Raw genomic sequence first — 26694 nt, 5'->3', positions numbered from 1 at the left:
AAACGGGCCCCGCGACGGGGCCCGATCAATTGCGCCGTTGCGCCGCCGTGTGCGGCGTACGGCAGGCGTCAGGCGACGTGCGTACCGGAAAGCGCCGCGAACGCCTGCGGCTTCGCGTCCTCGGTCAGCACCTCGAAACCCGTTTCCGTCACCACGACCATGTGCTCCCATTGCGCCGACAGCGAATGGTCCTTCGTGACGACCGTCCAGCCGTCCGCCAGCACGCGCGTGTCGCGCTTGCCGGCGTTGAGCATCGGCTCGATCGTGAAGATCATCCCCGGCCGGAGCGGCACGCCGGTACCCGGGCGGCCGTAGTGAAGCACCTGCGGCTCGTCGTGATAGACATCGCCGATGCCGTGCCCGCAGTACTCGCGAACCACGCTGAATCCTTCGCGATGCGCGACCTGCTGGATCGCATAGCCGACGTCGCCCAGCGTCGCGCCCGGACGAACCGCGCGGATGCCCGCGTGCATCGCCTCATAGGTCGCCGCGACGAGGCGCCGCGCGAGCTCGCCCGGTTCGCCGACGAAATACATGCGGCTCGTATCGCCGTACCAGCCGTCCTTGATCACCGCGATGTCGAGGTTCACGATGTCGCCGTCGCGCATCGGCCGCGGCGTCGGAATGCCGTGACAGACCACGTGGTTGACCGACGTGCACAGGGTCTTCGGATAGCCGTGGTAGCCGATGTTCGCCGGTATCGCGCCGAGCACGTCGACGATGTATTCGCGGCAGCGCGCATCCAGTTCGTCGGTGGAGACGCCCGGCTTCACATGCTCGGTGATCATCGTCAGCACCTGCGACGCGAGCTTGGCGGCCTCGCGTGACTTGGCGATTTCTGCATTGCCGCGGATCGGGATTTCACGCTTCGCCATTACGCCACCTGCTCGATGCCGTGTGCGACCGGTTCCGCCGGCCCCGCATCGCCGCCCCGTGCTTCGGCCTCGATCAACATCCGGCAAATGTCGCCGTAGGACAGCGCCGGATTGAGTTCCGCCAGCATCCCGACGCGCAGCCAGTGTTCGGCCTGCGCGTTGATCGAACGGCTCAGCGCCGTGCTGGTCGAGCGCAGCCGCTCGTGCATGTGCTCGGAAATCTTGATGATGCCCATATATCCCCAATTAAACGAAACGTAGTTGATTCGTATATTACGTTGCGCGCGGCTACCCGGCAAGCCGTTCGGATCCCGTCGAACCCTTAGCCAACCGCTGCAAATGCCGTTGACATCGAATTCCAGTTTGTTGGAAAATAAATCCATCATGAAAGAACCAGTGACCACCGCTGCCGACGACACGGGCATCAACGAGCGCATTGCCCGGCGCGTGCGCGACCTGCGCACCCAGCGAGGCTACACGCTCGATGCGCTGGCCGCGCGTTCCGGCGTCAGCCGTTCGATGATCTCGCTCATCGAACGCGCGTCGGCCAGCCCGACGGCTGTCGTGCTCGACAAGCTCGCGGCCGGTCTCGGCGTGTCGCTGGCCGGGCTGTTCGGCGGCGATCGCGACGACACGCCCGCGCAACCGCTGGCACGGCGCGCGCAACAGGCCGAATGGCGCGATCCGGCGTCCGGCTATGTGCGGCGCAATCTCTCCCCGCCCGGCTGGCCGTCGCCGCTCCAGCTCGTCGAGGTCGATTTCCCGCCCGGTGCGCACGTCGCGTACGACAGCGGCGGGCGCGAAAGCGCGCTGCATCAGCAAGTGTGGATCGTCAGCGGCCGTGTCGACGTCACGTTCGGCGACGAGCTTCACGAACTTCGCGAGGGCGACTGCCTGGCCATGCGGCTCGATCAGCCGCTGATCTTCAGCAATCCGTCGCCGCACGCCGCGCGCTATGTCGTCGTGATCTGCGATGCGTCCGCCGCCGTCGGCGCGCGGAGCGCGTGATGCGCGCGTCGTATGCGCGATCCGTTCAAAACCCACAGGAGCCCGTATGAATTCCCCGAAACAGCGCGACGACGTGCGCCTGATCGATTGCAGCGAGGCCGAGCATGCAGCGGCCATCCTCGAAATCCTGAACGACGCGATCGTGAATTCGACCGCGCTGTACGACTACCGGCCGCGCCCGCCGGAAGCGATGGTCACATGGTTCGCGACGAAGCGCGCCAGCGGTTTCCCGATCGTCGGCGCGGTGGACGCGTCGGGTACGCTGCTCGGCTTCGCGAGCTGGGGCACGTTCCGCGCGTTCCCGGCGTTCAAGTACACGGTGGAACACAGCGTCTACGTGCATCGCGACCATCGCGGCCGCGGGCTCGGCGAACTGCTGCTCCGCGAATTGATCCGGCGCGCGCGGGAAGCCGACGTGCACGTGCTGGTCGGCTGCATCGATGCGACCAACGGCGGAAGCGTCGCGCTGCATGCGCGGCTCGGGTTCGTGCACTCGGGCACGGTCACGGAGGCGGGATTCAAGTTCGGCCGCTGGCTCGATGCGGCGTTTTATCAGTTGAAGCTCGAGACGCCGGCGCAGCCGGTGGATGGCTGATCGCCTGCACGCCGTCGCATGCGCGACGGTTGCGAAACAACGCAGAAGCAGCGCAGAAGAAAGAACTGTCCCGCCGAAGCGGGGCTTTTTCTGGAGGCGCGAGCCGGAGTCGAACCGGCCAAAACGGCTTTGCAGGCCGTCAGACCTTATGGGAAATCAATCATCCATGGCCGACGACTACCCGATTTGACCGCTGATGTCGCTGGATCGTCCCGACCGGCTTCGCGGCCATCCGTCCGAATTCAACTGCGTCCGGTTGATTTCACCCGGAGTGCTAGGATGATTAGACACGCGCGAAAAGCCATCATGGACGATGTGACATTCAGTACCAAAACACACTTCGCACGCATTCGCGTGATGGAATCCGCGCGTGGTTTATACCGAGGCTATGTGTATCTGCGCCGCACCAATGAGGGACCTAACGATGATCCCCCTTACCAGACCCATTCCGATCGGGAGCAGTTCGATCTCGCGCTCGAAGACGCCAAGATCCTCGCGCAACGGTTGCTTCGCGAATTCGAGTCTTAAGCCACTTCGGCTGCTGCAGCGCACAAAAATCGCTTGACAACAGAAGCGGCACCACGTAATGTCTGCCGAAGAAATATTCAAGAAGCGCGATTGCTGCTCGTCACTGACCGCCCCGCCGCGGTATTCGTTGTCCTCTCCCTCCTTGACCCTTTTTCCGTGTCCCGTCAGGCGACGCGCAACGTCGCACGCATTCCGCGTGTCAGCTTCGAAACAGAGATTGGGACGATAGGGCACCAGGCGTGCCGACATCAAACTGCTCTGATTCAGGTGCGCGTCCGATGAGGGATCGTCAGGCTACCTGAACAGCTTGGTTTTCAGCCGTATTCCGAATGTCTGACGAAGACACGCGTTGCCGACGGCGCGCCATGGGTTTAGCGTCAAGCACCCTTGGCGTTCGTCAATTTTCACGGGCCAAACCACACGGTTAGCAATGGCCCTCGCCTTAACAGCAGGACTCCTGCGTATATATCGACCACCGGTGACATTCATGTTATTACCATCCATGTTCGTCGAGTCGTCGCATCAACATGCAAGCACCTATTATTCGACATTATTGCGGCTATGCAGTCGCACCCTCCGCCCACCGCCTTCCTGACGGTAGCTTCTCGTCCAACCTGACGCTCCGCAGCAGTGGCCGCCATACCGAGCCGATGCTGTACGAGTTTTACTCGCTCGATTACTTCAGCAGCGAAGACGCTGCGCTACGCCACTCCGCCGGCTGGGCGCGAGACTGGATCAACGCGCGGGGCTGAGTACCAGACCGTGCCGACGAATTGACAGCACACGCTCTTCGTCCGGCACATCAACACCCGGCGTCAGCCCTACCGGCCGCACATTGGGCTGCGCCTCGCGGTGACCAGAAATAAGATAAGCGCGTAATGGTAGAGCGCGTATGATGAATTTGTCCGAGCGCATGCTAGCGGCTTGACTGCCCCCTCCATCCGCCCCCTCCTGCGTCGCGCCTACCCTCTCGCACGCGTCGTCTCTCCTCTTCATCCCGCCCGCATCGACGATACGGGCAGGAAGTGTTCGTCCTTGCGGTTCTTCGCAACGAGTGCATGGAGTTCATCACGAGCATGCCTCTCTATCACGGCACCGGAATTTGTCCGTCAATTTGGCTGACGTACCGGCACGGAATGGCTGCCCGCATAACCACAACGCCCGCTCCAACGCAGCGGTCTGGATTTGCTTGCGAGGGTCTGACGACAACATTGCTCGAAATTGACGCGTACGCCGGCTTTTAAGCGAAACCAAGGGCTCTCGCGGCGCAGTGAACCAGAATTTCAAACCCTAACCGGAAGGCGGAAAACATGAGCTGGTACTGCGAAGTGGAGCGCGAATTGGCTCATATCCGCGGAGCGATTGGACTGCTTGAGCAAACCCAAGAAATTTTCACCAACCGATCTTCCGTGAGCGATCCAGCCTATTGGCGAGTCAAGCTCGCCAAACTCCGGACACGATTTGAGCGAAATAAGGTACTCGAGCACCAAGTGAATGAGCTTTTCGCTCGCCTTGATCGAATCCAGGATCAGAGTTCCCGAAGATAGGAATCTGCCACGCAGATCCGAGAATTTGATTTCACACTCATTCGGGTTGAGCCAGATCTACTTTCAAGTGCATTGATCAGTCATGGCGATGGAGGCGCGGTCGCTCGCGCCTCCATCATCGGTTAGAACAATCGAACGGGCTGCGCCGCATCATTGACCTGAGACGGAAAAAGAAAAGCCCCGCCGAAGCGGGGCTTTTCTCTTCCTACCTGGAGGCGCGAGCCGGAGTCGAACCGGCCTAAACGGCTTTGCAGGCCGCTGCATAACCGCTTTGCTATCGCGCCAAAAGCGGACTGTCCGGATGCCGGGAAGGCAAGCGACAGATTTTTTATTCGAGGACTGTAAGTCCATCAAATAAAAAGGGAAGCGTGGCTTCCCCATTACTTGGAGCGGGAGACGAGTCTCGAACTCGCGACCTCAACCTTGGCAAGGTTGCGCTCTACCAACTGAGCTACTCCCGCATTGTCCTGCATGTGCAGCGCCTTGCCGACCAACACGCTGCCAGGAAAATCCTGGAGCGGGAGACGAGTCTCGAACTCGCGACCTCAACCTTGGCAAGGTTGCGCTCTACCAACTGAGCTACTCCCGCATTTGTCCTGCACCTGCAGCGCTTTGCCGACCAACACGCTGTCAGAAAAATCTGGAGCGGGAGACGAGTCTCGAACTCGCGACCTCAACCTTGGCAAGGTTGCGCTCTACCAACTGAGCTACTCCCGCATGTTGCGCTACTGCTTCCCCGTCGCACCTACTTCGCCGTGCAGCGGAGAAGCGAGATTATGTCCAAGGCACATTCGTATGTCAAGGGCTTTTCCAGCCCTTTTTCCAAAAACCCGCGCCAACGAACGCGTGGCGCAAGTCACGCGCCACCGCGCTCGCGAATCTGCGGCCACGCAAGCTTCATGTAGTACAGCATCGACCAGATCGTCAGCACCGCTGCGAGATACATCAGCCACTCGCCCCACACGCGCGTGTCGATCGTCGCAACGCCGAGCGGCAGCGGCCCGTAGTACAACAGCATCGGGATCGCAACCATCTGGCACGCGGTCTTGAACTTGCCGAGCTGGTTCACCGCGACGCTCTTCGACGCGCCGATCTGCGCCATCCACTCACGCAGCGCCGAAATCGCGATCTCGCGGCCGACGATCACGAGCGCGATCGCCGCGTCGACCCGCGAAATCTGCACAAGGATCAGCAGCGCGGCCGTCACCATCAGCTTGTCGGCCACAGGATCGAGAAATGCGCCGAACGACGACGTCTGGTTCCACTTGCGTGCGAGAAACCCGTCGAACCAGTCGGTCAGCGCGGCGAGGATGAAGATCGCCGCCGCCGCGAGATTGCGGTGTGCGCCGCCCATCACCGTGTCCGGCAGATAGAACACGCCGACGACGAGCGGAATCAGCACGATCCGCACCCACGTCAGGAAAATCGGAAAATTGAACGGCATGGCATCCGCGACAGTAAAGGATTCGCAATTGTGCCGTGTCGACCGGCCTGCCACAAGAACGCGAAAACGCGGGCAAGGCTCGGCCGCACGGGCACGTCAATGAAGCTGCTTGTAGATCTGCTCGGCGAGCGCGTGCGAGATGCCCTCGACGCTCGCGAGTTCCTCGACGCTCGCGGCAACGACGCCGCGCAACCCGCCGAACCGCGCGAGCAACCGCTGCCGGCGCTTCGCGCCAACCCCTTCGAGCTCCTCGAGCCGCGACGTCTGGCGCGCCTTCGCCCGCTTCGCGCGCATGCCGGTGATCGCGAAGCGGTGCGCCTCGTCGCGAATCTGCGCGACGAGCATCAGCGCGGCGCTCTCCTTGCCGAGTTCGAGCGGCGTACGGCCATCCGCGAACACGAGCGTCTCGAGGCCGACCTTGCGCCCCTCGCCTTTCGCGACACCGACCAGCATCGACGTGTCGAGGCCGAGCTCGGTGAACACCTGGCGCGCGATTTCGACCTGACCCTTGCCGCCGTCGATCAGCACGATGTTCGGCAGCAGGCTCGACGCCTCGGCCTGGCGCGTCGACTCGCCGTCGATGCCGGCCGCATCGTCGGCGGCGGCGGCCTGCGCGGCCTGCTCGACCATCTTCTCGTAGCGGCGCGTGAGCACCTGCCGCATCGCCGCGTAATCGTCGCCCGGCGTGATGCCCGTGATGTTGTAGCGGCGGTACTCGCCCGACTGCATCTTGTGATGGTGATAGACGACGCACGACGCCTGCGTCGCCTCGCCCATCGTATGGCTGATGTCGAAGCATTCGATCCGCAGCATCGCGAGATCGTCGCATTCGTAGCTGAGCGTCTCCGCGAGCGCGCGCGTGCGCGCCTGCTGCGAGCCCTGCTCGGACAGCAGCCGCGCGAGCGCGAGCCGCGCGTTCTGCTCGGCCATCGACAGCCATGCGCGCCGCTGCCCCTGCGGCTGCCGTACCAGCGACACCTTGTGGCCGGCCTGCTCGGACAGCAGCTCGAGCAGGTCGCGGCTCGCGGGCGCGTGGCTCACGACGAGCACGGGCGGCACGCGGTTGCCGAGATAGTGCTGCGAGATGAACGCGTCGAGCACCTCGGCCTCAACCGACGCGAGCGCGTCGCCGCGCGCGCTGACGGCTTCTTCCGCAGACTGGTCGGGCACCACGCCGGCGGTCGCGTCGGCCGCCTCCGCCAACCCGGACTCGTCGCCGATGCCGCCCTCGGCGAGCGTCAGCGCGCTTTCGACGTGAGTCGGGAAATACGCCTTGTCGCCGAGATGCCGGCCGCCGCGCACCATCGCGAGATTCACGCACACGCGCCCGCCCAGCGCGACGACGGCCAGGATGTCGACATCGCTGTCGCCACCGACCTCGATCGCCTGCTGGTGCAGCACCGTCGCGAGCGAACTCATCTGGTTGCGCACGGCCGCCGCCTGCTCGAATTTCAGCTCGGCCGCGAACGCGTGCATCTTCTGCTCGAGCTCCTTCATCACCTCGGACTGCCGGCCGAGCAGGAAACGCGCGGCGTTCGACACGTCGATCGCGTAATCATCCGCGGAGATCGCGCCGACGCACGGCGCCGTGCAACGTCCGATCTGGTGCAGCAGGCACGGCCGCGTGCGGTTGCTGAAGACCGAATCCTCGCAGGTACGCAACTGGAACACGCGCTGCAGGATCTGGATGCTCTCGCGCACGGCCCAAGCGCTCGGGAACGGCCCGAAATACTGGTTCTGCTTGTCGACCGAGCCGCGGTAGTAGGCCATCCGCGGAAAACGGTGTGCGGTGAGCTTCAGGTACGGATACGACTTGTCGTCGCGAAACAGGATGTTGTAACGCGGCGCGAGCGCCTTGATCAGGTTGTTCTCGAGCAGCAGCGCCTCGGCCTCCGAGCGCGTGACGGTCGTCTCGATGTGCGCGATGCGCGTGACCATCATCGCGATGCGCGGCGACAGCTGCGTCTTCGTGAAATAACTCGACACGCGCTTCTTCAGGTCGCGCGCCTTGCCGACGTAGAGAACGGCGCCCGCCGTGTCGTAATAGCGATAGACGCCCGGCATGTGCGGCAACTGCGCAAGGATCTTCTTCGGTTCGAACGGGGTATCGGAGGCTTCTGGGGATGTCATGCGTGATCCGGGCGCCTTGTAACGCGGAACGGGTCTATTAGAATCGCCAGTTTAGAGCATTCACCGGCCCGCTTCGATGCCACGCACTACCGCTGCCCCCCTGTCCGCCGCGCCGCTCGCGCCGGACGAACCGATCGCCTGCGACCTCTTCTGCACGGTGATCGACAATTTCGGCGACATCGGCGTGTGCTGGCGCGTCGCGCGCCAGCTCGCGCACGAGCACGGCTGGCAGGTGCGCCTGTTCGTCGACGACCTGCGCACGTTCGCGCGCCTGCAGCCGGGGGTCGATCCCGACGCCGGGCGGCAGACGGTCGACGCGATCGTGATCGAGCACTGGCATGCGGAAGCCGGCGACGCGCTGGAGATCGCCGATGTCGTGATCGAGGCGTTCGCGTGCGAGTTGCCCGGTGCGTATCTCGCGGCGATGGCGCGCCGCGCGCGTCGCCCGGTGTGGATCAACCTCGAATACCTGAGCGCCGAGGACTGGGTCGCCGATTTCCATTTGCGGCCGTCGCCGCATCCGCGCTACCCGCTGCTGAAGACGTTCTTCTTCCCGGGCCTGTCGGCCGGCACGGGCGGCGTGCCGAAGGAGCACGACCTCGATGCGCGCCGCACGGCCTTCGAAACCGACTCGGCGGCGCGCGCCGCGTGGTGGCAGCGCACGACCGGCAGCGCGCCGCCGGCGCCCGGCACGACGGTCGTCAGCCTGTTCGCGTACGAGAATCCGGCCGTCGACGCGCTGCTCGCGCAGTGGCGCGATGGCCCGGCGCCGGTCATCGCGCTCGTGCCGGCCGGCCGCGTGTCGCCTGCCGTTGCGCGCTTTTTCGGGGTCGAGTCGTTCGACACGGGCGCGTATGCGCGCAGCGGCAACCTGGCCGCACACGGGCTCGCGTTCGTCCCCCAGGCCGACTATGATCCGCTGCTGTGGGTTGCCGACGTCAATTTCGTGCGCGGCGAGGATTCGTTCGTCCGCGCACAGTGGGCACGCAAGCCGTTCGTGTGGCACATCTACCCGCAGGCCGACGATGTGCACCTGCCGAAGCTCGACGCCGCGCTCGCGCACCTGTCGGCCGGCCTCGCCGATGCGCCGCGCGTGGCGCTCGAGCGGTTCTGGCATGCGTGGAACGGCGCCGGCACGCCCGACTGGGCCGATTTCTGGCAACACCATGCCGCACTGGACGCCAACGCGGCCCGCTGGGCCGATGCGCTTGCGGCCGTCGGCGATCTCGCCGGAAAGCTGGCCGAATACGCAAAATCTCAGTTAAAATAAGCGGTTATCCGACGGCTGACCAGGCAAGCGCTCGCTTTTGGCGTCCACCGGAACGCACCGCTTGCGTCGTCAGCCGTTGCGCAACGCTCAGGCACCTATTTATTTGATTTGATCAGGACAGTTTTTATGAAGACCGCACAGGAACTCCGCGTAGGTAACGTCGTGCAGATCGGCAGCGACGCATGGGTCATCGCGAAAGCGGAATACAACAAGTCGGGCCGTAACTCCGCCGTCGTCAAGATGAAGATGAAGAACCTGCTGACGAACGCAGGCCAGGAATCGGTCTACAAGGCCGACGACAAGTTCGACGTCGTCATGCTCGACCGCAAGGAAGTGACGTACTCGTACTTCGCCGATCCGATGTACGTGTTCATGGACGCCGACTACAACCAGTTCGAAGTCGAAGCCGAAATGATGGGCGACGCGCTGCACTACCTCGAAGACGGCATGGCGTGCGAAGTCGTGTTCTACAACGAGAAGGCGATCTCGGTCGATCTGCCGACGGTCCTCGTTCGCGAGATCACCTATACCGAGCCGGCCGTCAAGGGCGACACGTCGTCGGGCAAGGTGCTGAAGAACGCCAAGCTCGCAACGGGCTTCGAACTGCAGGTTCCGCTCTTCTGCAACACCGGCGACAAGATCGAAATCGATACGCGTACGCACGAATACCGCAGCCGCGCGTAATCGCCAGCGGTACCCGCATCGAACAAAGCGCCCTTCGGGGCGCTTTTTGTTTGCCTGTCGCCAACAGCGAGCGCGGGCCAGTGCCATAAGAAGCACAAAATCCACCGGTAAAGATATTCAATTTGTATCATCGGTAACTGTTTTATAGCGCTGGAGAAATAATGCGCGTTACGCGTTCGGCGGGGCATAAAATCAGTTTTTAATCTGACATGCGACTGCGGCCTCGATGGCCGACAGCCCGCCTCTATTGACTCGACTCGCGTCCACCATGCCACACGCCCTGATTGTCGAAGACGATCCAAACAGTCTGTCCGGCCTCACCGCGCTGCTCGCCGCAGACGGCTTCTCGGTCGACACGGCCACGTCGCTCGCCGAAGCGCGCACGGCGCTCGGCCGTTCGATTCCCGATGTCGTCCTCGTCGACCTGAACCTGCCGGACGGCAGCGGGTTCGACCTGCTCCAGCACCTGCCGCAGCAACAGCCGAACGGCTCGCTGCCCGTCATCGTGCTGACGGGCAACGCGACGGTCGAGAGCGCAATCGAGGGCCTGCGTCACGGTATCTGGGATTACCTGCTGAAGCCGATCAACATCCCGCGCCTGCGCAGCCTGCTCGCGCGGATCCCCCGCCCGTACGAACTGATCGACGAAGTGCAGTCGCTGCGCGCTTCGCTGCGCCATCTCGGCCGCTTCGGCGCGCTGGTCGGCCGCAGCGACGCGATGCAGCACGTGTACGACATGATCGAGCACAACGCGCGTACCGAAACGGCCGTGCTGTTCTCGGGCGAAGCCGGTACCGGCAAAAAGCTGGCCGCGCGCACGCTGCACGAACTGAGCCGGCGCCGCAAGGGGCCGATCGTATCGTTCGACTGCCGGACGATCGCGCAGGCCGGCCGGCACGGCTCATCGCTCGACAGCGTGCTGTTCGGCCATGAGCGCGGCGCGTTCGACGGCGCCGAGCGCCGCGAATCGGGCCTGTTCGAACAGGCCGGCGGCGGCACGCTGTTCCTCGACGAGATCACCGCGCTGCCGCTCGTGCTGCAGGAAGCACTGCTGCATGCGCTCGATTCGCAGAACTTCATGCGGATCGGCGGCACGAGTTCGATCACGAGCGATTTCCGGCTGATCGCAACCACGCGCCGCCCGGCGCGCGAAGCGGTCGCGAACGGCACGCTGCGCGAGGATCTGTGGTTGCGCCTCGATGCAGCGTCGATCACGATGCCGCCGCTGCGCGAGCGCGACGGCGACGCGCTCGCGATCGCGGACGCGCTGATCGACGAACTGAACCGCGAATCGCGCGCAACCGGCCGCAGCACGACCGACAAGCGCGCGGCGCCGGGCTTCGTGCGCGAATGCCTGTCCTACGAGTGGCCCGGCAACGTGCGCGAGTTGCAGGAGCGCGTGCGCTTCGCGTACGACGCATCGGGCGATTTCATCGAGACGCTGCGCGCGGGCGAGGCAAGCTTCGCCGCCGGCGCCGCGCTGAACGGCAGCAGCGTTCAGATCAAGGTCGGCACGCCGCTGTCCGACGTCGAGGATCTGCTGATCCGCGCGACGCTCGACGCGGTCGGCGGCACGCGCCACCGCGCGGCGACGCTGCTCGGCATCAGCCCGAAGACGCTGTACAACAAGCTGCAGCGGATGAAGGTGAACTGAGCGAGCGGCCGTGCATGCAGGTGCTGATCGGGCTTGACTGTTAGTTGCATCAACATTCGCCACACCGGCATGCGTGATTCCCGCCGCCGCCCGATTCGCGCCTGCCGCAACCTGTAAAAAAGCCGCGCTGTTGCGCGGCTTTTTGTTTCAGCGACCGGCATGGCGCGCACCGCGCCATCCCTTCCCCGCTTACGCCAGTGCGCTGCTCAACAGCGCCTGCGCCTGCAGATACTCGGGCTGCGCGATCAGCTTGTCCCACTTGAGCGCCTTGCCGCGCGCGCGCATCCGCTTGATGCGCCGCACCGACTCGGCCGATGCCCGCGCTTTCAGCCCGTTCAGCACGACCTCGGCCGCATCCGGCTGGTTGCAGACGAGCACCATGTCGCAACCGGCGGCGAGCGCGGCGTCAGCCGCCTGCGTGAGCGTGCCGCCTTCGCGGGCGGCCTCCATCGACAGGTCATCGCTGAAGATCGCGCCCGTGAAGCCGAGCTGCCCGCGCAGGATGTCCTGCAGCCACACGCGCGAGAAACCCGCCGGCCGCTTGTCGACCTGCGTATAGATCACGTGCGCGGGAATCACCGCGGACAGCGACAAGCCGAGCCAGTCGTACGGCGCGACGTCCTGCGCGAGGATCGCGTCGAGCGTGCGATCGTCGGTCGGCAGCGCGACGTGCGAATCGGCTTCCGCGAAGCCGTGCCCCGGAAAATGCTTGCCGCAGTTCGCCATCCCGGCGAGCGACAGCCCGTGGTTCAGGCTCTTCGCGAGCAGCGTGACGACGCGCGGGTCGCGATGGAACGCGCGATCGCCGATCACTTTCGAGTGCCCGTAGTCGAGGTCGAGCACGGGCGTGAAGCTCATGTCGATTCCGCACGCACGCAATTCGGCGGCCAGGATGTAGCCGACGGCGGTCGCGACCTTCGTCGCGAGCAGCACGTCGCGATCCCACAGCTCGCCGAGGCGGCGCATCGCGGGCAGCACCGTGAAGCCGTCGGTGCGGAAACGCTGGACGCGCCCGCCTTCGTGATCGACGGCGATCAGGATGTCTTCGCGCACCGCGCGGATCGAGTCGGTCAGCGCGGTCAGCTGCGCGCGATTCTGGAAGTGCCGCGCGAACAGGATCACGCCGCCGGTGTTCGGATGCGCGAGGCGCCGCGCATCGTCGCGCGACAGAGCCGTGCCGACGACGTCGAGCATGACCGGGCCGGGAGTCGTTTTCATTGAATCGGGAATTCCGTCAGGAGGGGGTTCGGGAAACAGGTGAAGGCGCGGCGTCCGTCTCGGCGATCACGAACGACACCGCATAGTCCCGTTCGTCGCTGACCGTCACGCGGGCCGTGATGCCGCGCGCGGCAAGCCAGTCGGCCAGCTCGCCGGACGCGACTACATACGGCTCGCCGCTCGGGTGGTTGAGGGTCTGCAGTGCACGCCACGTCATCGGCCAGTGCATGCCGAGCCCGATCGCCTTCGAGAACGCTTCCTTCGCGGAAAAGCGCGTCGCGAGAAACGCGATGCCGCGCGCCTCGGAGCGTGCACGGCGCGCATGGAACACGCGCAGTTCGTCGGGGCCCAGCACCTTCTCGGCAAACCGGCCGCCCGTGCGTTCGAGCACGGCTGCGACGCGGCTCACCTGGGCGATGTCGGTACCGATGCCGTAGATCGCCATGTCAATACGCGCCGGGGCGACCGAGCGGGGCCGGGTTGCGAACGACGCGCACGCGGGGGCACTTCATCTTCAGCGCGCGCCGCCATGCAGCGCGGCGACGCGTGCGGCGACCATGATCGCCTTCATCTCGCGCACCGCGTTGTCCCAACCCGCGAAGATCGCGTGCGCGACGATCGCATGGCCGATGTTCAGCTCGACGATGCCGTCGATCGCGGCGATCTGCTGCACGTTCGTGTAATGCAGCCCGTGCCCCGCGTTGACCTTCAGGCCCAGCTGCGCACCGGCCTGCACGCCCGCGACGATGCGCTCGTATTCGCGCTGCTGCCCGGCTTCATCGTGCGCCTCGGCGTAGCGGCCCGTATGCAGCTCGACCACCGGCGCGCCCGCTTCGTGCGCGGCCCGGATCTGCGTCTCGTCCGGGTCGATGAACAGCGACACGCGCACGCCTGCGTCGGCAAGCTGCTTGCACGCCGCGCGCACGGCCTCGAAGCGGCCAGCGACATCGAGGCCGCCTTCGGTCGTCAGTTCCTCGCGCTTCTCGGGCACGAGGCACGCGTCGTGCGGGCGCACTTCGCACGCGATGTCGAGCATCTCCGCCGTCACCGCGCACTCGAGGTTCATGCGCGTCTTCAGCAGCGGACGCAGCTTGCGCACGTCCGCGTCGACGATGTGACGGCGATCCTCGCGCAGGTGCAGCGTGATCGCGTCCGCACCGGCCTCTTCGGCGGCGAGCGCCGCGCGGATCGGATCGGGATAGGCCGTGCCGCGCGCATTGCGCAGCGTCGCGACGTGGTCGATGTTCACGCCGAGGTCGATGGCGGTGGGCGTTGTCAGGAAGAAGCTCATAGGTTTTGCAGGTCGATCAGGATCTGACGCGTGGCAAGCGGCGTACCGCCGAGATAGGTGTTCAGCAGGAAGCGCATCAGCGTCTTGCTTTGCGCAACCGTCTGGGCTCGATGGTAATCGTCCTGCTCCATGTCGAGCAACGTCTGTCCGGTGATGACCGGCCAGTGCGACGGCACGTCGTCGCCCGCGTTGCGCACGCCGCGCTCGGGATCGAACACGTACCGGCAGTCGGGCTCGACCGCACGGCGCGCGACCGTGCGGTTCAGCGCCATCGCATAGCCGGTCTCGCGCAGCAGCACGCGCTCGAACGAGCGCAGCACCTGCACTGCGGGCTCGCCGTGCGCGAGGCGCGTGAGGGTCAGCACGTAATGATTGAAGAGCGGCGGCTGGGGATCCTCGCGCGCGCAGAATTTCACGAGCAGTTCGTTCGCGTAGAAACCGCACAGCAGCCCGTCGCCGCCGAGCGGCAGCATGCCGCCGACCCACTCGGCGCCCGTCAGCGTGCGCACCTCGGATTTACCCGACCAGGACAGCAGCAGCGGCTGGAAGGTCTGCAGCACGCCGCGCAGCGCGGAGTGCGGGCGCTTCGCGCCCTTCGCGACGAGCGCGAGCCGGCCATGATCGCGCGTCAGCACGTCGATGATCAGGCTCGTTTCCCGGTACGGATAGCTGTGCAGCACGAACGCCGGCTGCTCGGCGATGCGGAAATCGGACGTGCGAGACGTCGCGCGCCGCGCCTTGCGCGGTGGTTCGGGCGGTGCCGGCAGCGGCGCGTCGTTCGCGCCGGCCGTCACCGCGTCTTCGGTCGACGTCAGCGCGTCATTCGTACCCATAGGCGCGCAGCCCCGCCTCGTTGTCGGCCCAGCCGCTCCTCACCTTCACGAAGGTCTCGAGGTACACGGGGCCGTCGAACAGCTTTTCCATGTCCATCCGCGCCTCGGTGCTGATCTGCTTGAGCTTCTCGCCCTTCTTGCCGATCACCATCGCCTTGTGCGAATCGCGCTCGACAAGGATCGTCGCGAAGATACGCTTCAGGCGCCCTTCCTCCTCGAACTTGTCGATCACGACGGTGCTCGTGTACGGCAGTTCGTCGCCGGTCCAGCGGAACACCTTCTCGCGCAGGATCTCGGCCGCGAGGAAGCGCGAGCTGCGGTCGGTGAGTTCATCCTCGCCGTAGATCGGCTGGCCTTCCGGCAGGTACGGCTTGATCGTCTCGAGCAGACGCTTGATGTCTTCCGGACGCGTGGCCGCCAGCGGCACGAGTTCGACGAATTCGTGCAGCGCGCTCATCTTCTGCATGAACGGGAACAGCGTCGCCTTGTCGGCCACGCGGTCGATCTTGTTCGCGATCAGCAGCGTCGGCGCGCCGGGCGGGATCAGGTCGAGCACCTTCTGGTCGTCGGGCCCGAAACGGCCGGCCTCGATCACGAACAGGATCAGGTCGACCGACGTCAGCGTCGACGTGACCGCGCGGTTCAGCGAACGGTTCAGCGCGGTGCTGTGACGGGTCTGGAAACCCGGCGTGTCGACGAACACGAATTGCGCGTCGTCGAACGTGTTGATGCCGGTGATGCGATGGCGGGTCGTCTGCGCCTTGCGCGACGTGATGCTGATCTTCTGGCCGACGAGCGCGTTCATCAGTGTCGACTTGCCGACGTTCGGGCGGCCCACGATCGCGATCATGCCGCAACGGAAACCGGTAGGAGCGGGAGTGTTCATATCGTTTGGGAGACAGGTTCGGAAACGGCCACGCGGCGCGCGGCACGATCGATGGGCAATTCAGTGGTCGGCATCGGCCACGCGCGCCTGCGCGGCAGCGAGGCTCGCGCCGCCCGGCGGCGTGTCGGGGTCGGGGTCGGGCGCCGCGGCATCGCGTGCGCGCGCTGTCGCGTGCGAGGCGGGGTCGGAACCGGCGGAAGACTTGTCGGCGGACGAGGATGCCGGATCGGCTGCATGGCCGGCCGGCTTGTCGACTGCGCGCGGCGCGGCTTCCACGGGCTTTTCCGCGGCCTTGTCGGGACGGTCGGCCGGCTTTTCGGCAACCTTGTCGGCTGCCGGCTTCGCCGCCCGTTCGCCCTTGTCTGCGGCCGTCTCGATATGCGCCGCGCGAATCGCTGCCATCGGCGCCACGGCCGGCTCCGCGCCGGTCGCAGCGGTTGCCGCGGCGGGCGCCGCACCGGCCGCCCTCGCTTCGCGCGCCGCCGCACGTTCCTTCCGCTCCGGCGAGCGCAGGTCGAGCGCTTCCTGCACGCCCTTCACGCCCGGCACGATTTCGGGTTCGACATGCTTCGACCCGCGCGCGTTCTTCGAGCGCTTCGGCTTCGCGGCCAGCATCGGCGCGGCCGCCATCACTTCGTCGAGCGCCTTCTTTGCAGCGGCCTGCTCGGCCGCGCGCCGGCTCGCACCGGAGCCCGATACCTTCACATCGAGCTTCGGCACCGTGCATTCGACTTCGAATTGCTGATTGTGCGCCGCACCATGCGTCGCGACGACCGTATAGGTCGGCAGCGCGATCTTGTGCCCCTGCAGGTATTCCTGCAGCAGCGTCTTCGCGTCCTTGCCGAGCGTGCGCGGATCGATGTGGTCGAGAATCGGGATGTAGAGGCGCTTGATGACCCCTTGGGCGGCTTCGAAGCCGCCATCGAGGAACACGGCCCCGATGATGGCTTCGAACGCGTCCGCGAGGATCGACGGGCGACGGAAACCACCGCTGCGCAATTCGCCCTCGCCCAGCCGCAGCCCGTCCGAGATATTCAGGGCCTGAGCAATTTCGTACAGCGACTGCTGTTTGACGAGGTTGGCGCGTACGCGCGACAGATCACCTTCGTCCAGCTTGCTGAAACGCTGGAACAAAAGGGCGGCCACCGCGCAATTCAGAACGGAGTCGCCGAGAAACTCGAGCCGTTCGTTGTGCGTGGCACTGTGACTGCGATGGGTCAAAGCCTGGCGCAACAATTCCGCATTGCGAAATTCGTAGCGCAGCCGGCTTTCCAACTGGGATAGGGGCATGTGCAGGAGTATAACGCGGGCGCCGGTCGGGCCGAAACGGCACGGCCGGACACGAAAAGGCGTGACGAGGCGGTGTTACCGCCGGTTCTTAAAGTAGTTCGGCAATACGCGACGCGGCCCGTGCATCGCGTATTGCGTGTGAGTCGAATGCGATCAGTTGAAGGAACCGATGCGCTTCAGATCGCTGAAGTTCATCCAGATGAAGAACGCGCGGCCGACGACGTTCTGGTCCGGCACGAAACCCCAATAGCGGCTATCCGCGCTGTTGTCGCGGTTGTCGCCCATCATGAAGTAGTGACCGGGCGGCACCTTGCAGATCACGCCGCGGCTGTTGTACGTGCAGTTGTCGCGATACGGATAGTCGTATGCGCCCATCACGAACGGCGGCACGGCGGGGTTGTTGAGGATCGCGTTCTTCTTGTTGCCGATCGTTTCCTCGAACTGCTTCGCGTAATTCTGGCGCTCGTCGTCGAAGAAATCAGGCAGCGGCGCTTCGGGCACCGGCTGGCCGTTGATCGTGAGCTGCTTGTCCTGGTACGCGACCGTGTCGCCCGGCAGGCCGATCACACGCTTGATGTAGTCGACCGATTCGTCCTTCGGATAACGGAACACGACGACGTCGCCGCGCGACAGCGGGCTGCCCTGCGTGATCTTCGTGTTCGTGACCGGCAGGCGCAGCCCGTATTCGAACTTGTTGACGAGGATGAAGTCGCCGACGAGCAGCGTCGGCACCATCGAGCCCGACGGAATCTTGAACGGCTCGACGACGAACGAACGCACGGCGAACACCGCCAGGATCACCGGGAAGAAGCTCGCCGTGTACTCGAGCCACCACGGCTGACGCAGCTTCTCGTCGCGCAGCTTCGAACGCGTCTGCACGGCGTTTTCGTCCGCGAAACGCTTGTCGATGCGCGACTGCTGGCGATCGAAATCCTCGATCGCCGAGTCGGCCGCCTTGCGTCGCCGCGGCAGGAACACCAGTTTGTCCAGCACCCACGCTACGCCCGTCACGACGACGAGCACAAAAAGAATCAGCGCAAAATTCATAAAAGGATCAGTCCTGTTATTTGTCTTCGACGCGCAAGATCGCAAGGAACGCTTCCTGCGGGATCTCGACCGAACCCACCTGCTTCATGCGTTTCTTACCCGCCTTCTGCTTTTCGAGCAGTTTCTTCTTCCGCGTGATGTCGCCGCCGTAGCACTTCGCCAGCACGTTCTTGCGCAGCGCCTTGATGTTCTCGCGCGCGATGATATGCGCGCCGATCGTGGCCTGGATCGCCACGTCGTACATCTGGCGCGGGATGATCTCGCGCATCTTCGCGGCCACTTCGCGGCCGCGGTATTGCGACTGCGAACGGTGGACGATGACCGACAGCGCATCGACCTTGTCACCGTTGATCAGCATGTCGACCTTCACGACGTCGGCCGTGCGGTATTCCTTGAACTCGTAGTCCATGGATGCGTAGCCGCGCGACACCGACTTCAGGCGATCGAAGAAATCGAGCACGATCTCGGCCATCGGGATCTCGTAGGTCAGTTGAACCTGGCGGCCGTGGTACTGCATGTTGATCTGCGAGCCGCGCTTCTGCTCGCACAGCGTGATCACCGAGCCGACGTAGTCCTGCGGCATGTACAGGTTCACCGTGACGATCGGCTCGCGGATCTCCTCGATCTTCGGCGGCTCCGGCATCTTCGCCGGATTCTCGACCTTGACGATCGCGCCGCCGCCGCTCATCACGACCTCGTAGACGACCGTCGGCGCGGTCGTGATGAGGTCCATGTCGAACTCGCGCTCGAGACGCTCCTGCACGATTTCCATGTGCAGCAGGCCGAGGAAGCCGCAGCGGAAGCCGAAGCCGAGCGCCTGCGACACTTCCGGCTCGTACTGCAGCGATGCGTCGTTGAGCTTCAGCTTTTCGAGCGATTCGCGCAGCGCGTCGTACTGGTTCGCCTCGACCGGATAGAGCCCCGCGAACACCTGCGGCTTCACTTCCTTGAAGCCAGGCAGCGCCTCGGTGGCGGACTTGGTCACGTGCGTGACGGTATCGCCGACCTTCGCGGCCGTCAGTTCCTTGATGCCGGCGATGATGAAGCCCACCTGCCCGGCCGACAGCGATTCGAGATTGCGCGACTTCGGCGTGAACACGCCGACGTGCTCGACCGGATACTGCGCGCCGGTCGCCATCATCTTGATCTTGTCCTTCGGGCGCAGCGTGCCGTTGACGATGCGCACCAGCATCACGACGCCGACGTAGTTGTCGAACCACGAATCGATGATGAGCGCCTGCAGCGGCGCGGCCGGATCGCCCTTCGGCGCCGGCACCTTCGCGATCAGCGCTTCGAGCACGTCTTCGACGCCGAGGCCAGTCTTCGCGCTGCAGCGCGTCGCGTCGGTCGCGTCGATGCCGATCACGTCCTCGATCTCCTCGATCGCGTTCTCGGGGTTCGCGGCCGGCAGGTCGATCTTGTTCAGCACGGGCACGACCTCGACGCCGAGCTCGATCGCCGTGTAGCAGTTCGCGACCGTCTGCGCCTCGACGCCCTGGCTCGCGTCGACGACGAGCAACGCGCCTTCGCACGCGGACAGCGAACGGCTGACTTCGTACGAGAAGTCGACGTGCCCCGGCGTGTCGATCAGGTTCAGGTTGTAGACCTTGCCGTCGCGCGCGCGATAGGACAGTGCGGCTGTCTGCGCCTTGATCGTGATGCCGCGCTCGCGCTCGATATCCATCGAGTCGAGCACCTGCGCTTCCATTTCACGGTCGGCGAGGCCGCCGCATACCTGGATGATGCGATCCGCGAGCGTCGACTTGCCATGGTCGATGTGGGCGATGATCGAGAAATTGCGAATATGATCCATTCAGTGCCGATCAAGCGAAAAAGGCGCGCTCGACGACTGCGGAGCACGCCTTGTGTAAGTCGGTGAAAAAACAGCCTATTTTAGCTGAAAAGGCCCTTGCCGGGCGGCATTTCGGAAGACCCGGCCACGGCAGCCCGCCCAGGGCCCCGCGCGGCGTACCACCAACTGGCCGCCCCGAAGCCCGGCCTCAGCGCCGCACCGCGAGCGCGCCGCGCACTTTTGCCTCGTCGAACCGGTGACGGCACACCTCCGCGCCGTCCAGCAGCAATACGGGCACGTCCTCGTCGTAGCGGGCGACGAGCGCTTCGTCGGTGTCGATATCGACGTAGTCGACCGCGACACCGAATTCGGCCGCCACCGGCGCCAGTGCGTCGCGCATGTCGTCGCACAGGTGGCACCAGCCGCGGCCGTAGAGCGTGAACATCGGCCCGTTACTTCTGGCGCGGCCGCACGGGCACGAACTGCGTGTTGTCACCGCGCCGCACGAGCACCGCGACCGCCTTCTGCGGATCGAGCTGCGCGGTCACTTCGGCGAACTGCTTCGCGCTCGTGATGTCGGTGTCGCCGACGCGCAGCACGATGTCGCCGCGCTGCAGGCCCGCACGGGCGGCCGGGCCATCGACGCCGTCGATCTGCACGCCGTTCTTCAGCTTCAGCGACTTCATCTGATCCGCCGTCATGTCGCTGACCGTCAGACCGAGCGAATTGGTCTGGCGCGGCTTCTGCGGCACGTTCTTGCGCTGCTCGGCCTTCACCGTCGACTCGGCCGGCGTCTCCGCGATCGTGATCGGCAGATCGCGCGCCTGACCCTTGCGCCACACGCTGACGGTCGCCTTCGCGCCGGGCTTCGTGTCGCCGACCATGCGCGGCAGGTCCGACGCCGTGTCGACCGGCCGGCCGTTGAACTTCAGGATGATGTCGCCCGGCTGGATGCCCGCCTTGTCGGCCGGGCCGCCCGGCTCGACGCTACTGACGAGCGCGCCCTCGGCCTTCGGCAGCCCGATCGAGTCGGCCACGTCCTTCGTCACCTCGCCGATCGCCACCGCGATCCGGCCGCGCGTGACCTTGCCCGTCGCCTTCAGCTGGTCGGCCACGCGCATCGCCTCGTCGATCGGAATCGCGAACGAAATGCCCATGAAGCCGCCGGTACGGCTGTAGATCTGCGAGTTGATGCCGATCACCTCGCCCTGCATGTTGATCAGCGGGCCGCCCGAGTTGCCGGGGTTCACGGCGACGTCGGTCTGGATGAACGGCAGGTAGTCGCCCGTGTTGCGGCTCTTCGAGCTGACGATGCCGGCCGTCACCGTGTTGTCGAGACCGAACGGCGACCCGATCGCGACGACCCACTCGCCGACGCGCACCTTGTTCGAATCGCCGATCGCGACGACGGGCAGGCTCGACGCCTGGATCTTGACGACCGCGACGTCCGTGCGATCGTCGACGCCGATCAGCTTCGCCTTGAATTCGCGCTTGTCGGTCAGCGTCACGTAGATGGTGTCCGCATCGTCGACGACGTGCGCATTGGTCATCACGTAACCGTCGGCCGACACGATGAAGCCCGAGCCGACGCCGCGGTTCTGCTCGGTGTCGGGCGGATTGTCCGGCGCCGGCGCGTTCTTCGGGGTGCCGTTGCCATTGCCGCTACCGTTGCCGGGCGCCTGCGGCAGCGGAATGCCGAAGAAGCGCCGGAAGAATTCCGACATGTCGCCGTTGTCGAAGCCCGGCGGGAGCATCCCGCGCGGGCCGCTGCTCGTCGGCACGTTGGCGGTGGTCCGGATGTTCACGACGGCCGGCCCGACCTTTTCGACCAGATCGGCGAAGTCGGGCAGGCTGGCAGCGGGAGCCGTCACCGCGACCGCGGTATGCGGCACGAGCGGCAGGCAGGCAGACAGCGCCGCCGCCGCGAGCCATTTGCGCAGCGTGAGTTTCATCATGTCGGAAGCCGTAGCGTTACTTGGAAGCCTTGTATTCTATGGCAGACGCGAACTGCTGCAACGTAGCCGGCGGCACTTCGCCGAGCACGGTGATCCAGTAGTCGCCGCGGCGCTTCACGAGAACGTGCGTCGCACCGGTGCTGCCCGCGCCTTCCTTGCGCGTGTTCTTTTCGGCCGGCTCGATGAAAACCGAGATCGTCGCGAGACCGTCGGTGAAGACGGCCTGGTCGACCGGGATCGGCGGATCGCCCGCGTCGCGCGCGGCCATCGGCCGGCGTACTTCGCGGATCTTCTGGAAGCCGGCGACGCTCGGCGCGAGTTGCCAGCCCTGCGCTTCCATGTCGACCGTCGCGACCGGCGGGCGCACGACCGTCCAGCCGCCCAGGTTGCGCATGCCGGCCGCGATCGCGGCCTTGTCGCCGCTCGCGCCGCCCGTCTGCAATTGCGAGAACGCAATCTGTTCGAGCACGTGATCGCTCGCATCGAGCGTCTGCGAGCGCAGCAGCAGCCCGGTTCGCGCGTCGGCCCACAGCTTGTACGTGAAGCGGTATGCATCCTTCGGCACGAGCTCGACGACCTGCGCGTCGATCCCGGCCACGCGGTCCTTGCCGAGCGACTTCGCGTCGTAGACGGACATCACATGCTCGCCGCTCGCGCCGAGCAGCGCGGGGAACGAGTCGCGCGTCTGACGGCGCTCGACCACGCACAGCTTGCGCTCGGGCACGAACGTGTACAACTCGTCGTTGTGCCGCAGCAGCTTGCGCGGCTTGCCGTCGAGCGTCTCGATCCGCTCGAACTCGCCGTCGCGGGATGCGACGTGCGCGATGCGCGACGACTGCACGTACCCGCCACGCTGGTAGACGAACGTGCCCGCGTAGCTCTGCTGCTGCGCCGCCTGCTGGACACGGTCGAGCCAGTCCGCGGCGCCCTTGCGGGTCGCGACGGGATCGTCCGGTTGCTGGGCGCTGGCAGGAAGGGATTGAACGGACAACAGGGCGGCTGCGCAAAGCAGGAGGGCCGGCAGCCGCTTCCATCCGGAGATGGCGTGATTCAACTGCAATGTCCGCATCGGGTTTATTGGCCTGGCGTGGTGGTCACGGCAGCGCGGATCAGCGGCATCGAACCCGTGACGACGGGCTGCTGTGCGAATTGCTGGTGCGCTTCAAGGTATTGGTCGAGGCTGGCGTCGCGAATGATGTTGACGTCCTGCAGCCCCGGCTGGGCCGATGCCTGAGCAACCGTCACGCGCTGCAGGTTGCCGCCTTGCGGCGCACCGGCCGACGCGACCTGAACGGTGCCCGGCGTGCCGGCCGTCTGCATTTGCGGGACGACGATCCACGTCAGCGTGGCCGCCGCGGCAGCTACCGCGAACGCGGGCACGACACGCCGGCGCAGCGACAGCAGCTTGCGCACGACAGGCGCGGCCGCCGGCGCGAGCAGGTGCGGCTCGCTTTCGAGCGCAGCCGACAGGCGCGCGGTGAACGCGACGCTCAGCGCGGGCGACAACGCGAGCTCGTCCGAGCGCAGCGCATCGCCGATCAGGTGGTAATCGGCCCACACAGCGCGATCCGCGCGGTTGAACTCCGCCAGAAACTGCCCGTGATCCGGGCCATCGAACATTTCGCCGTCGACCAGCGCGGAAAGGCGCTCGCCGCGCGAGGACGCTTGCGACTGCGTATTGACCGACCCCATGATGCTCCCCATCTTGCACACCCCGTCGTGACTTCACGACTCTATCCGTAACTAGACCCCGACCCGCGTCGTTCCGCCCATCGCGCTTACCAGCGCTTGCCTTCGGGCGTATCGAGCAGCGGACGCAATTTAGCAGCGATTGCCTCGCGCGCGCGGAAGATGCGCGACCGGACCGTCCCGATCGGACAACCCATCATTTCCGCGATCTCTTCGTAGCTCAGGCCCTCGATCTCGCGCAGCGTAATTGCCTGGCGCAGTTCTTCGGGCAGGAGAGCCATTGCAGCGTTGACCGTCTCGGCAATCTGCTTGCTCATCAACATCGACTCAGGCGTGTTGATATCCCTTAGTTGGTCTGCGTCGGAGAAAGTTTCCGCTTCCTCCGCATCTGCCTCGGTCGAGGTCGGCGCCCGGCGGCCTTGCGTCGCAAGGTAGTTCTTCGCCGTATTGACGGCAATCCGGTACAACCACGTATAGAACGCCGATTCGCCGCGGAATTGCGGCAGCGCACGATACGCCTTGATGAACGCGTCCTGAGCCACATCCTCGACCTCGGCGGGATCCCGCACGAGGCGCGAAATCAACCGAATGATCTTGCGGTGGTATTTGGAGACCAGGAGTTCGAACGCTGCCTTGTCGCCCTTCTGTACGCGTTCGACCAGAGCCTGATCGATTTCTTTTTCACTCACCTGACAGATCCATTAACTAGGGATGCAACGCGGAGCGTTATTGTAGCGTTCCCGCGCCGGCCGCTGGTTACGGCCCGTAACCGTGCCGCCGTCATGCCCGCCCCGCCGCGCCCGCCGTTCTCGCCAGCACGGAAAGCGCGCTGAACGACGCGGCGTCAAGCGCATCGGCCGGAATCAGCAGCGGCCGGGCCCGCCGGGCGCCCTGCCCGACCGACAACACCAGCAGCAGGCTGCTCCAGTGCGCATGGCCCGTCACCGGGCCGCGGGCCAGCAGCCGCCCGGTGCGGCCAAACGCCGCGATTTCCCCGAATGCGTCGATCTGCAACTCGGCCGGCAGCCGATGGGCGCAGATCCGTGCGGCGCACACCGCGAGCAATGCAGTCGTCACGGCTGCGACGCACGCGCCTGCGGCAGCGCCCGCGCGCGGCGCCCAGAACAGGTACACCGAGGCGGCCGCCGCCGCGACGAACGCGGCCAGCACGAGATACGACACGGCCGAGGCCCGCAGCGCAAACCGCTGCGGACGCCCGGCCGGAACATCGAATGGACTCGTCAAGCGATGCTGCGTCAGACGCGCTTGAACACCAGCGTGCCGTTGGTACCGCCGAAGCCGAAGTTGTTCTTCACGGCGACGTCGATCCTCATGTCACGCGCGGTGTTCGCGCAGTAATCGAGATCGCACTCGGGGTCCTGGTTGAAGATGTTGATGGTCGGCGGCGACACGTTGTTGTGCAGCGCCAGCACCGTGAACACCGATTCGAGGCCGCCCGCGCCGCCCAGCAGGTGGCCCGTCATCGACTTCGTCGAGTTCACGACGAGCTTGTACGCGTGCTCGCCGAAGGCCGCCTTCACCGCGTCGGACTCGTTCTTGTCGCCCAGCGGCGTCGACGTGCCGTGCGCGTTCAGGTACTGGACCTCGTCCGCATTCACGCCCGCGTCGCGCAGCGCCGCGACCATGCAGCGGCGCGGGCCGTCCATGTTCGGCGCGGTCATGTGGTACGCGTCGCCCGTCATGCCGAAGCCCGAGACTTCCGCGTAGATCTTCGCACCACGCGCCTTCGCCGCCTCGTATTCCTCGAGCACCATCACGCCTGCGCCCTCGCCCAGCACGAAGCCGTCGCGGTCCTTGTCCCACGGACGGGACGCGGCAGCCGGATCGTCGTTGCGGGTCGACAGCGCGCGCGCTGCCGCGAAACCGCCGATGCCAAGCGGCGACACCGTCGATTCGGCACCGCCCGCGACCATCACGTCGGCGTCGCCGGCCTGGATCAGGCGCGCCGCGAGGCCGATGCTGTGCAGGCCGGTCGTGCAGGCCGTCACGGCCGCGAGGTTCGGGCCCTTCAGGCCGAACATGATGCTCAGGTGACCCGAGATCATGTTGATGATCGAGCCCGGCACGAAGAACGGCGAAATCCGGCGCGCGCCGCGATCGACGTAGGTCTGGTGCGTATCTTCGATCATCGGCAGGCCGCCGATGCCGGAACCGACCAGCACGCCGATGCGTTCCGCATTGGCTTCGGTCACTTCCAGCCCGCTGTCCTTCACGGCCTGGACACCGGCGGCGATGCCGTAATGGATGAACGTATCCATGCTGCGGGCTTCCTTCGCGGGGATGTACTCCTCGGCGCTGAAACCCTTCACCTCACCCGCGAAATGCACGGCAAGGTTCGACGGATCGAACTTCGTGACGGTGGCGATACCGGACTTGCCGGCGACGAGATTGGCCCAGCCGTCGGCAACACTATTGCCAACAGGCGAAATCAGCCCCAGGCCTGTAACGACAACACGACGGCGGCTCACGGTAACCTCTTTTCCATTATTGGATGACAAAAACAAAAGCCACAGTGGCCACAGGAACCAGCCCTGCAAGCCCTGTGGCTGTTAGTCCGTCCGGCACGAAGCCGGCAGGATGGCGCGTCAATCGCGAAGATCGCGGCGACGTGGCGAACAAGCGCGAAAGGCGCTTACGCCTTGACGTTTGCGCGAGCGTAGTCGATCGCTTGCTGAACGGTCGTGATCTTCTCTGCTTCTTCGTCCGGGATTTCCATGCCGAACTCGTCTTCGAGAGCCATCACCAGTTCGACCGTGTCGAGCGAGTCGGCGCCCAGGTCGTTCACGAACGAAGCTTCGTTCTTGATCTCGGCTTCCGCGACGCCCAGTTGTTCAGCGACGATCTTCTTGACACGTTGTTCGATGTTGTCCATTACCCCTCCGAGGGAAAGTTCAGAATTACAAGTGCGCGCATTTTATCAGGTTTGCTGACGCCAAA

At 65.2% G+C, this 26694-nt stretch carries 27 protein-coding genes and 5 tRNA genes; 7 read left to right on the top strand and 25 right to left on the bottom strand.

Annotated features, from left to right (window positions below):
• Window positions 1–68: 68 nt before the first annotated feature.
• Both map and CUJ89_RS05890 read right to left on the bottom strand, forming a co-directional pair.
• Window positions 69–875, bottom strand: a complete 807-nt coding sequence (map, locus tag CUJ89_RS05895; protein ID WP_114176526.1) for a type I methionyl aminopeptidase — start codon at window positions 873–875, stop codon at window positions 69–71.
• Entirely contained in the window at window positions 875–1111 is a 237-nt protein-coding gene (locus tag CUJ89_RS05890; protein ID WP_114176525.1) for a ParD-like family protein, read from the bottom strand. Before CUJ89_RS05890 ends, map begins: the two co-directional genes overlap by 1 nt.
• Before the next feature lie 148 nt (window positions 1112–1259).
• Here CUJ89_RS05890 and CUJ89_RS05885 point away from each other — a divergent pair, with 148 nt between their 5' ends.
• Together CUJ89_RS05885 and CUJ89_RS05880 are read left to right on the top strand one after the other, a co-directional pair.
• A complete protein-coding gene (locus CUJ89_RS05885; RefSeq protein WP_114176524.1) occupies window positions 1260–1883 on the top strand; it encodes a helix-turn-helix domain-containing protein in 624 nt (207 codons plus the stop codon).
• A gap of 46 nt (window positions 1884–1929) precedes the next feature.
• Window positions 1930–2478, top strand: coding sequence for a GNAT family N-acetyltransferase (locus CUJ89_RS05880; protein WP_114176523.1), 549 nt, complete (start codon window positions 1930–1932; stop codon window positions 2476–2478).
• A 91-nt stretch (window positions 2479–2569) separates the two neighbouring features.
• Here the strand turns inward: CUJ89_RS05880 and CUJ89_RS37615 are convergent.
• A tRNA-Ser gene (locus tag CUJ89_RS37615) sits at window positions 2570–2692 on the bottom strand.
• Window positions 2693–2784: 92 nt separating this feature from the next.
• Between CUJ89_RS37615 and CUJ89_RS05875 the strand changes: the two genes are divergently transcribed.
• A complete protein-coding gene (locus tag CUJ89_RS05875; protein ID WP_114178503.1) occupies window positions 2785–3006 on the top strand; it encodes a hypothetical protein in 222 nt (73 codons plus the stop codon).
• 527 nt (window positions 3007–3533) lie between these two features.
• Window positions 3534–3758, top strand: coding sequence for a hypothetical protein (locus tag CUJ89_RS38465; protein ID WP_114176522.1), 225 nt, complete (start codon window positions 3534–3536; stop codon window positions 3756–3758).
• A 1005-nt stretch (window positions 3759–4763) separates the two neighbouring features.
• Here the strand turns inward: CUJ89_RS38465 and CUJ89_RS05860 are convergent.
• From CUJ89_RS05860 to uvrC, 6 genes are all read right to left on the bottom strand, one after another.
• Window positions 4764–4837 (bottom strand) — tRNA-Cys (locus CUJ89_RS05860).
• Window positions 4838–4938: 101 nt separating this feature from the next.
• Window positions 4939–5014, bottom strand: a tRNA-Gly gene (locus tag CUJ89_RS05855).
• Window positions 5015–5066: 52 nt separating this feature from the next.
• A tRNA-Gly gene (locus CUJ89_RS05850) sits at window positions 5067–5142 on the bottom strand.
• Window positions 5143–5194: 52 nt separating this feature from the next.
• A tRNA-Gly gene (locus CUJ89_RS05845) sits at window positions 5195–5270 on the bottom strand.
• A gap of 139 nt (window positions 5271–5409) precedes the next feature.
• Window positions 5410–5997: a CDP-diacylglycerol--glycerol-3-phosphate 3-phosphatidyltransferase gene (pgsA, locus tag CUJ89_RS05840; protein ID WP_114176520.1), complete on the bottom strand. Its 588-nt coding sequence runs from the start codon at window positions 5995–5997 to the stop codon at window positions 5410–5412.
• Window positions 5998–6093: 96 nt separating this feature from the next.
• Window positions 6094–8127, bottom strand: a complete 2034-nt coding sequence (gene uvrC / locus CUJ89_RS05835) for an excinuclease ABC subunit UvrC (protein ID WP_114176519.1) — start codon at window positions 8125–8127, stop codon at window positions 6094–6096.
• A 76-nt stretch (window positions 8128–8203) separates the two neighbouring features.
• On the opposite strand from uvrC, the gene earP reads away from it, so the two are divergent.
• From earP to CUJ89_RS05820, 3 genes are all read left to right on the top strand, one after another.
• A complete protein-coding gene (gene earP / locus CUJ89_RS05830; protein WP_114176518.1) occupies window positions 8204–9397 on the top strand; it encodes an elongation factor P maturation arginine rhamnosyltransferase EarP in 1194 nt (397 codons plus the stop codon).
• A 126-nt stretch (window positions 9398–9523) separates the two neighbouring features.
• Window positions 9524–10081, top strand: a complete 558-nt coding sequence (efp, locus tag CUJ89_RS05825; protein WP_114176517.1) for an elongation factor P — start codon at window positions 9524–9526, stop codon at window positions 10079–10081.
• 268 nt (window positions 10082–10349) lie between these two features.
• Entirely contained in the window at window positions 10350–11735 is a 1386-nt protein-coding gene (locus CUJ89_RS05820; RefSeq protein WP_114176516.1) for a sigma-54-dependent transcriptional regulator, read from the top strand.
• A 189-nt stretch (window positions 11736–11924) separates the two neighbouring features.
• Here CUJ89_RS05820 and nagZ read toward each other — a convergent pair whose 3' ends face one another.
• From nagZ to acpP, 16 genes are all read right to left on the bottom strand, one after another.
• Window positions 11925–12953, bottom strand: coding sequence for a beta-N-acetylhexosaminidase (gene nagZ, locus CUJ89_RS05815; protein ID WP_114176515.1), 1029 nt, complete (start codon window positions 12951–12953; stop codon window positions 11925–11927).
• A 16-nt stretch (window positions 12954–12969) separates the two neighbouring features.
• Entirely contained in the window at window positions 12970–13398 is a 429-nt protein-coding gene (gene acpS / locus CUJ89_RS05810) for a holo-ACP synthase (RefSeq protein ID WP_114176514.1), read from the bottom strand.
• 69 nt (window positions 13399–13467) lie between these two features.
• On the bottom strand, window positions 13468–14244 hold the full coding sequence (gene pdxJ / locus CUJ89_RS05805) for a pyridoxine 5'-phosphate synthase (protein ID WP_114176513.1): 777 nt from the start codon (window positions 14242–14244) through the stop codon (window positions 13468–13470).
• Window positions 14241–15077, bottom strand: coding sequence for a DNA repair protein RecO (gene recO / locus CUJ89_RS05800; RefSeq protein ID WP_114176512.1), 837 nt, complete (start codon window positions 15075–15077; stop codon window positions 14241–14243). The genes pdxJ and recO overlap by 4 nt, the downstream gene beginning before the upstream one ends.
• Entirely contained in the window at window positions 15064–15963 is a 900-nt protein-coding gene (gene era / locus CUJ89_RS05795) for a GTPase Era (RefSeq protein ID WP_114176511.1), read from the bottom strand. The genes recO and era overlap by 14 nt, the downstream gene beginning before the upstream one ends.
• Window positions 15964–16023: 60 nt before the next feature.
• Window positions 16024–17253 (bottom strand): ribonuclease III, encoded by a 1230-nt coding sequence (gene rnc, locus CUJ89_RS05790; protein ID WP_114176510.1) that lies wholly within the window; start codon window positions 17251–17253, stop codon window positions 16024–16026.
• A gap of 153 nt (window positions 17254–17406) precedes the next feature.
• On the bottom strand, window positions 17407–18300 hold the full coding sequence (lepB, locus tag CUJ89_RS05785) for a signal peptidase I (protein WP_114176509.1): 894 nt from the start codon (window positions 18298–18300) through the stop codon (window positions 17407–17409).
• Between the two features lie 16 nt (window positions 18301–18316).
• Window positions 18317–20113, bottom strand: a complete 1797-nt coding sequence (gene lepA / locus CUJ89_RS05780; RefSeq protein ID WP_114176508.1) for a translation elongation factor 4 — start codon at window positions 20111–20113, stop codon at window positions 18317–18319.
• Between the two features lie 187 nt (window positions 20114–20300).
• A complete protein-coding gene (locus tag CUJ89_RS05775; RefSeq protein ID WP_114176507.1) occupies window positions 20301–20537 on the bottom strand; it encodes a glutaredoxin family protein in 237 nt (78 codons plus the stop codon).
• Window positions 20538–20544: 7 nt separating this feature from the next.
• Window positions 20545–22047: a DegQ family serine endoprotease gene (locus tag CUJ89_RS05770; protein WP_114176506.1), complete on the bottom strand. Its 1503-nt coding sequence runs from the start codon at window positions 22045–22047 to the stop codon at window positions 20545–20547.
• A gap of 16 nt (window positions 22048–22063) precedes the next feature.
• Window positions 22064–23116 carry a MucB/RseB C-terminal domain-containing protein gene (locus CUJ89_RS05765; protein ID WP_114176505.1) on the bottom strand — a complete coding sequence of 351 codons (1053 nt, stop codon included), beginning with the start codon at window positions 23114–23116 and terminating at the stop codon, window positions 22064–22066.
• Window positions 23117–23121: 5 nt separating this feature from the next.
• Window positions 23122–23739: a sigma-E factor negative regulatory protein gene (locus tag CUJ89_RS05760; protein WP_114178502.1), complete on the bottom strand. Its 618-nt coding sequence runs from the start codon at window positions 23737–23739 to the stop codon at window positions 23122–23124.
• Window positions 23740–23825: 86 nt separating this feature from the next.
• Complete coding sequence (gene rpoE, locus CUJ89_RS05755) at window positions 23826–24425, bottom strand: RNA polymerase sigma factor RpoE (protein WP_006490873.1); 600 nt, start codon at window positions 24423–24425, stop codon at window positions 23826–23828.
• Between the two features lie 91 nt (window positions 24426–24516).
• Window positions 24517–24981, bottom strand: a complete 465-nt coding sequence (locus CUJ89_RS05750) for a protein YgfX (protein WP_114176504.1) — start codon at window positions 24979–24981, stop codon at window positions 24517–24519.
• 11 nt (window positions 24982–24992) lie between these two features.
• Window positions 24993–26225 carry a beta-ketoacyl-ACP synthase II gene (gene fabF / locus CUJ89_RS05745; RefSeq protein WP_114176503.1) on the bottom strand — a complete coding sequence of 411 codons (1233 nt, stop codon included), beginning with the start codon at window positions 26223–26225 and terminating at the stop codon, window positions 24993–24995.
• A gap of 164 nt (window positions 26226–26389) precedes the next feature.
• Window positions 26390–26629: an acyl carrier protein gene (gene acpP / locus CUJ89_RS05740; RefSeq protein ID WP_004197638.1), complete on the bottom strand. Its 240-nt coding sequence runs from the start codon at window positions 26627–26629 to the stop codon at window positions 26390–26392.
• Window positions 26630–26694 lie beyond the last annotated feature (65 nt).

The sequence above is a fragment of the Burkholderia pyrrocinia genome, assembly GCF_003330765.1.
Lineage (GTDB): Bacteria > Pseudomonadota > Gammaproteobacteria > Burkholderiales > Burkholderiaceae > Burkholderia > Burkholderia pyrrocinia_B.
Note: the sequence above shows the minus strand (reverse complement) of the source record. Positions and strands in the feature narration are given on the sequence as shown.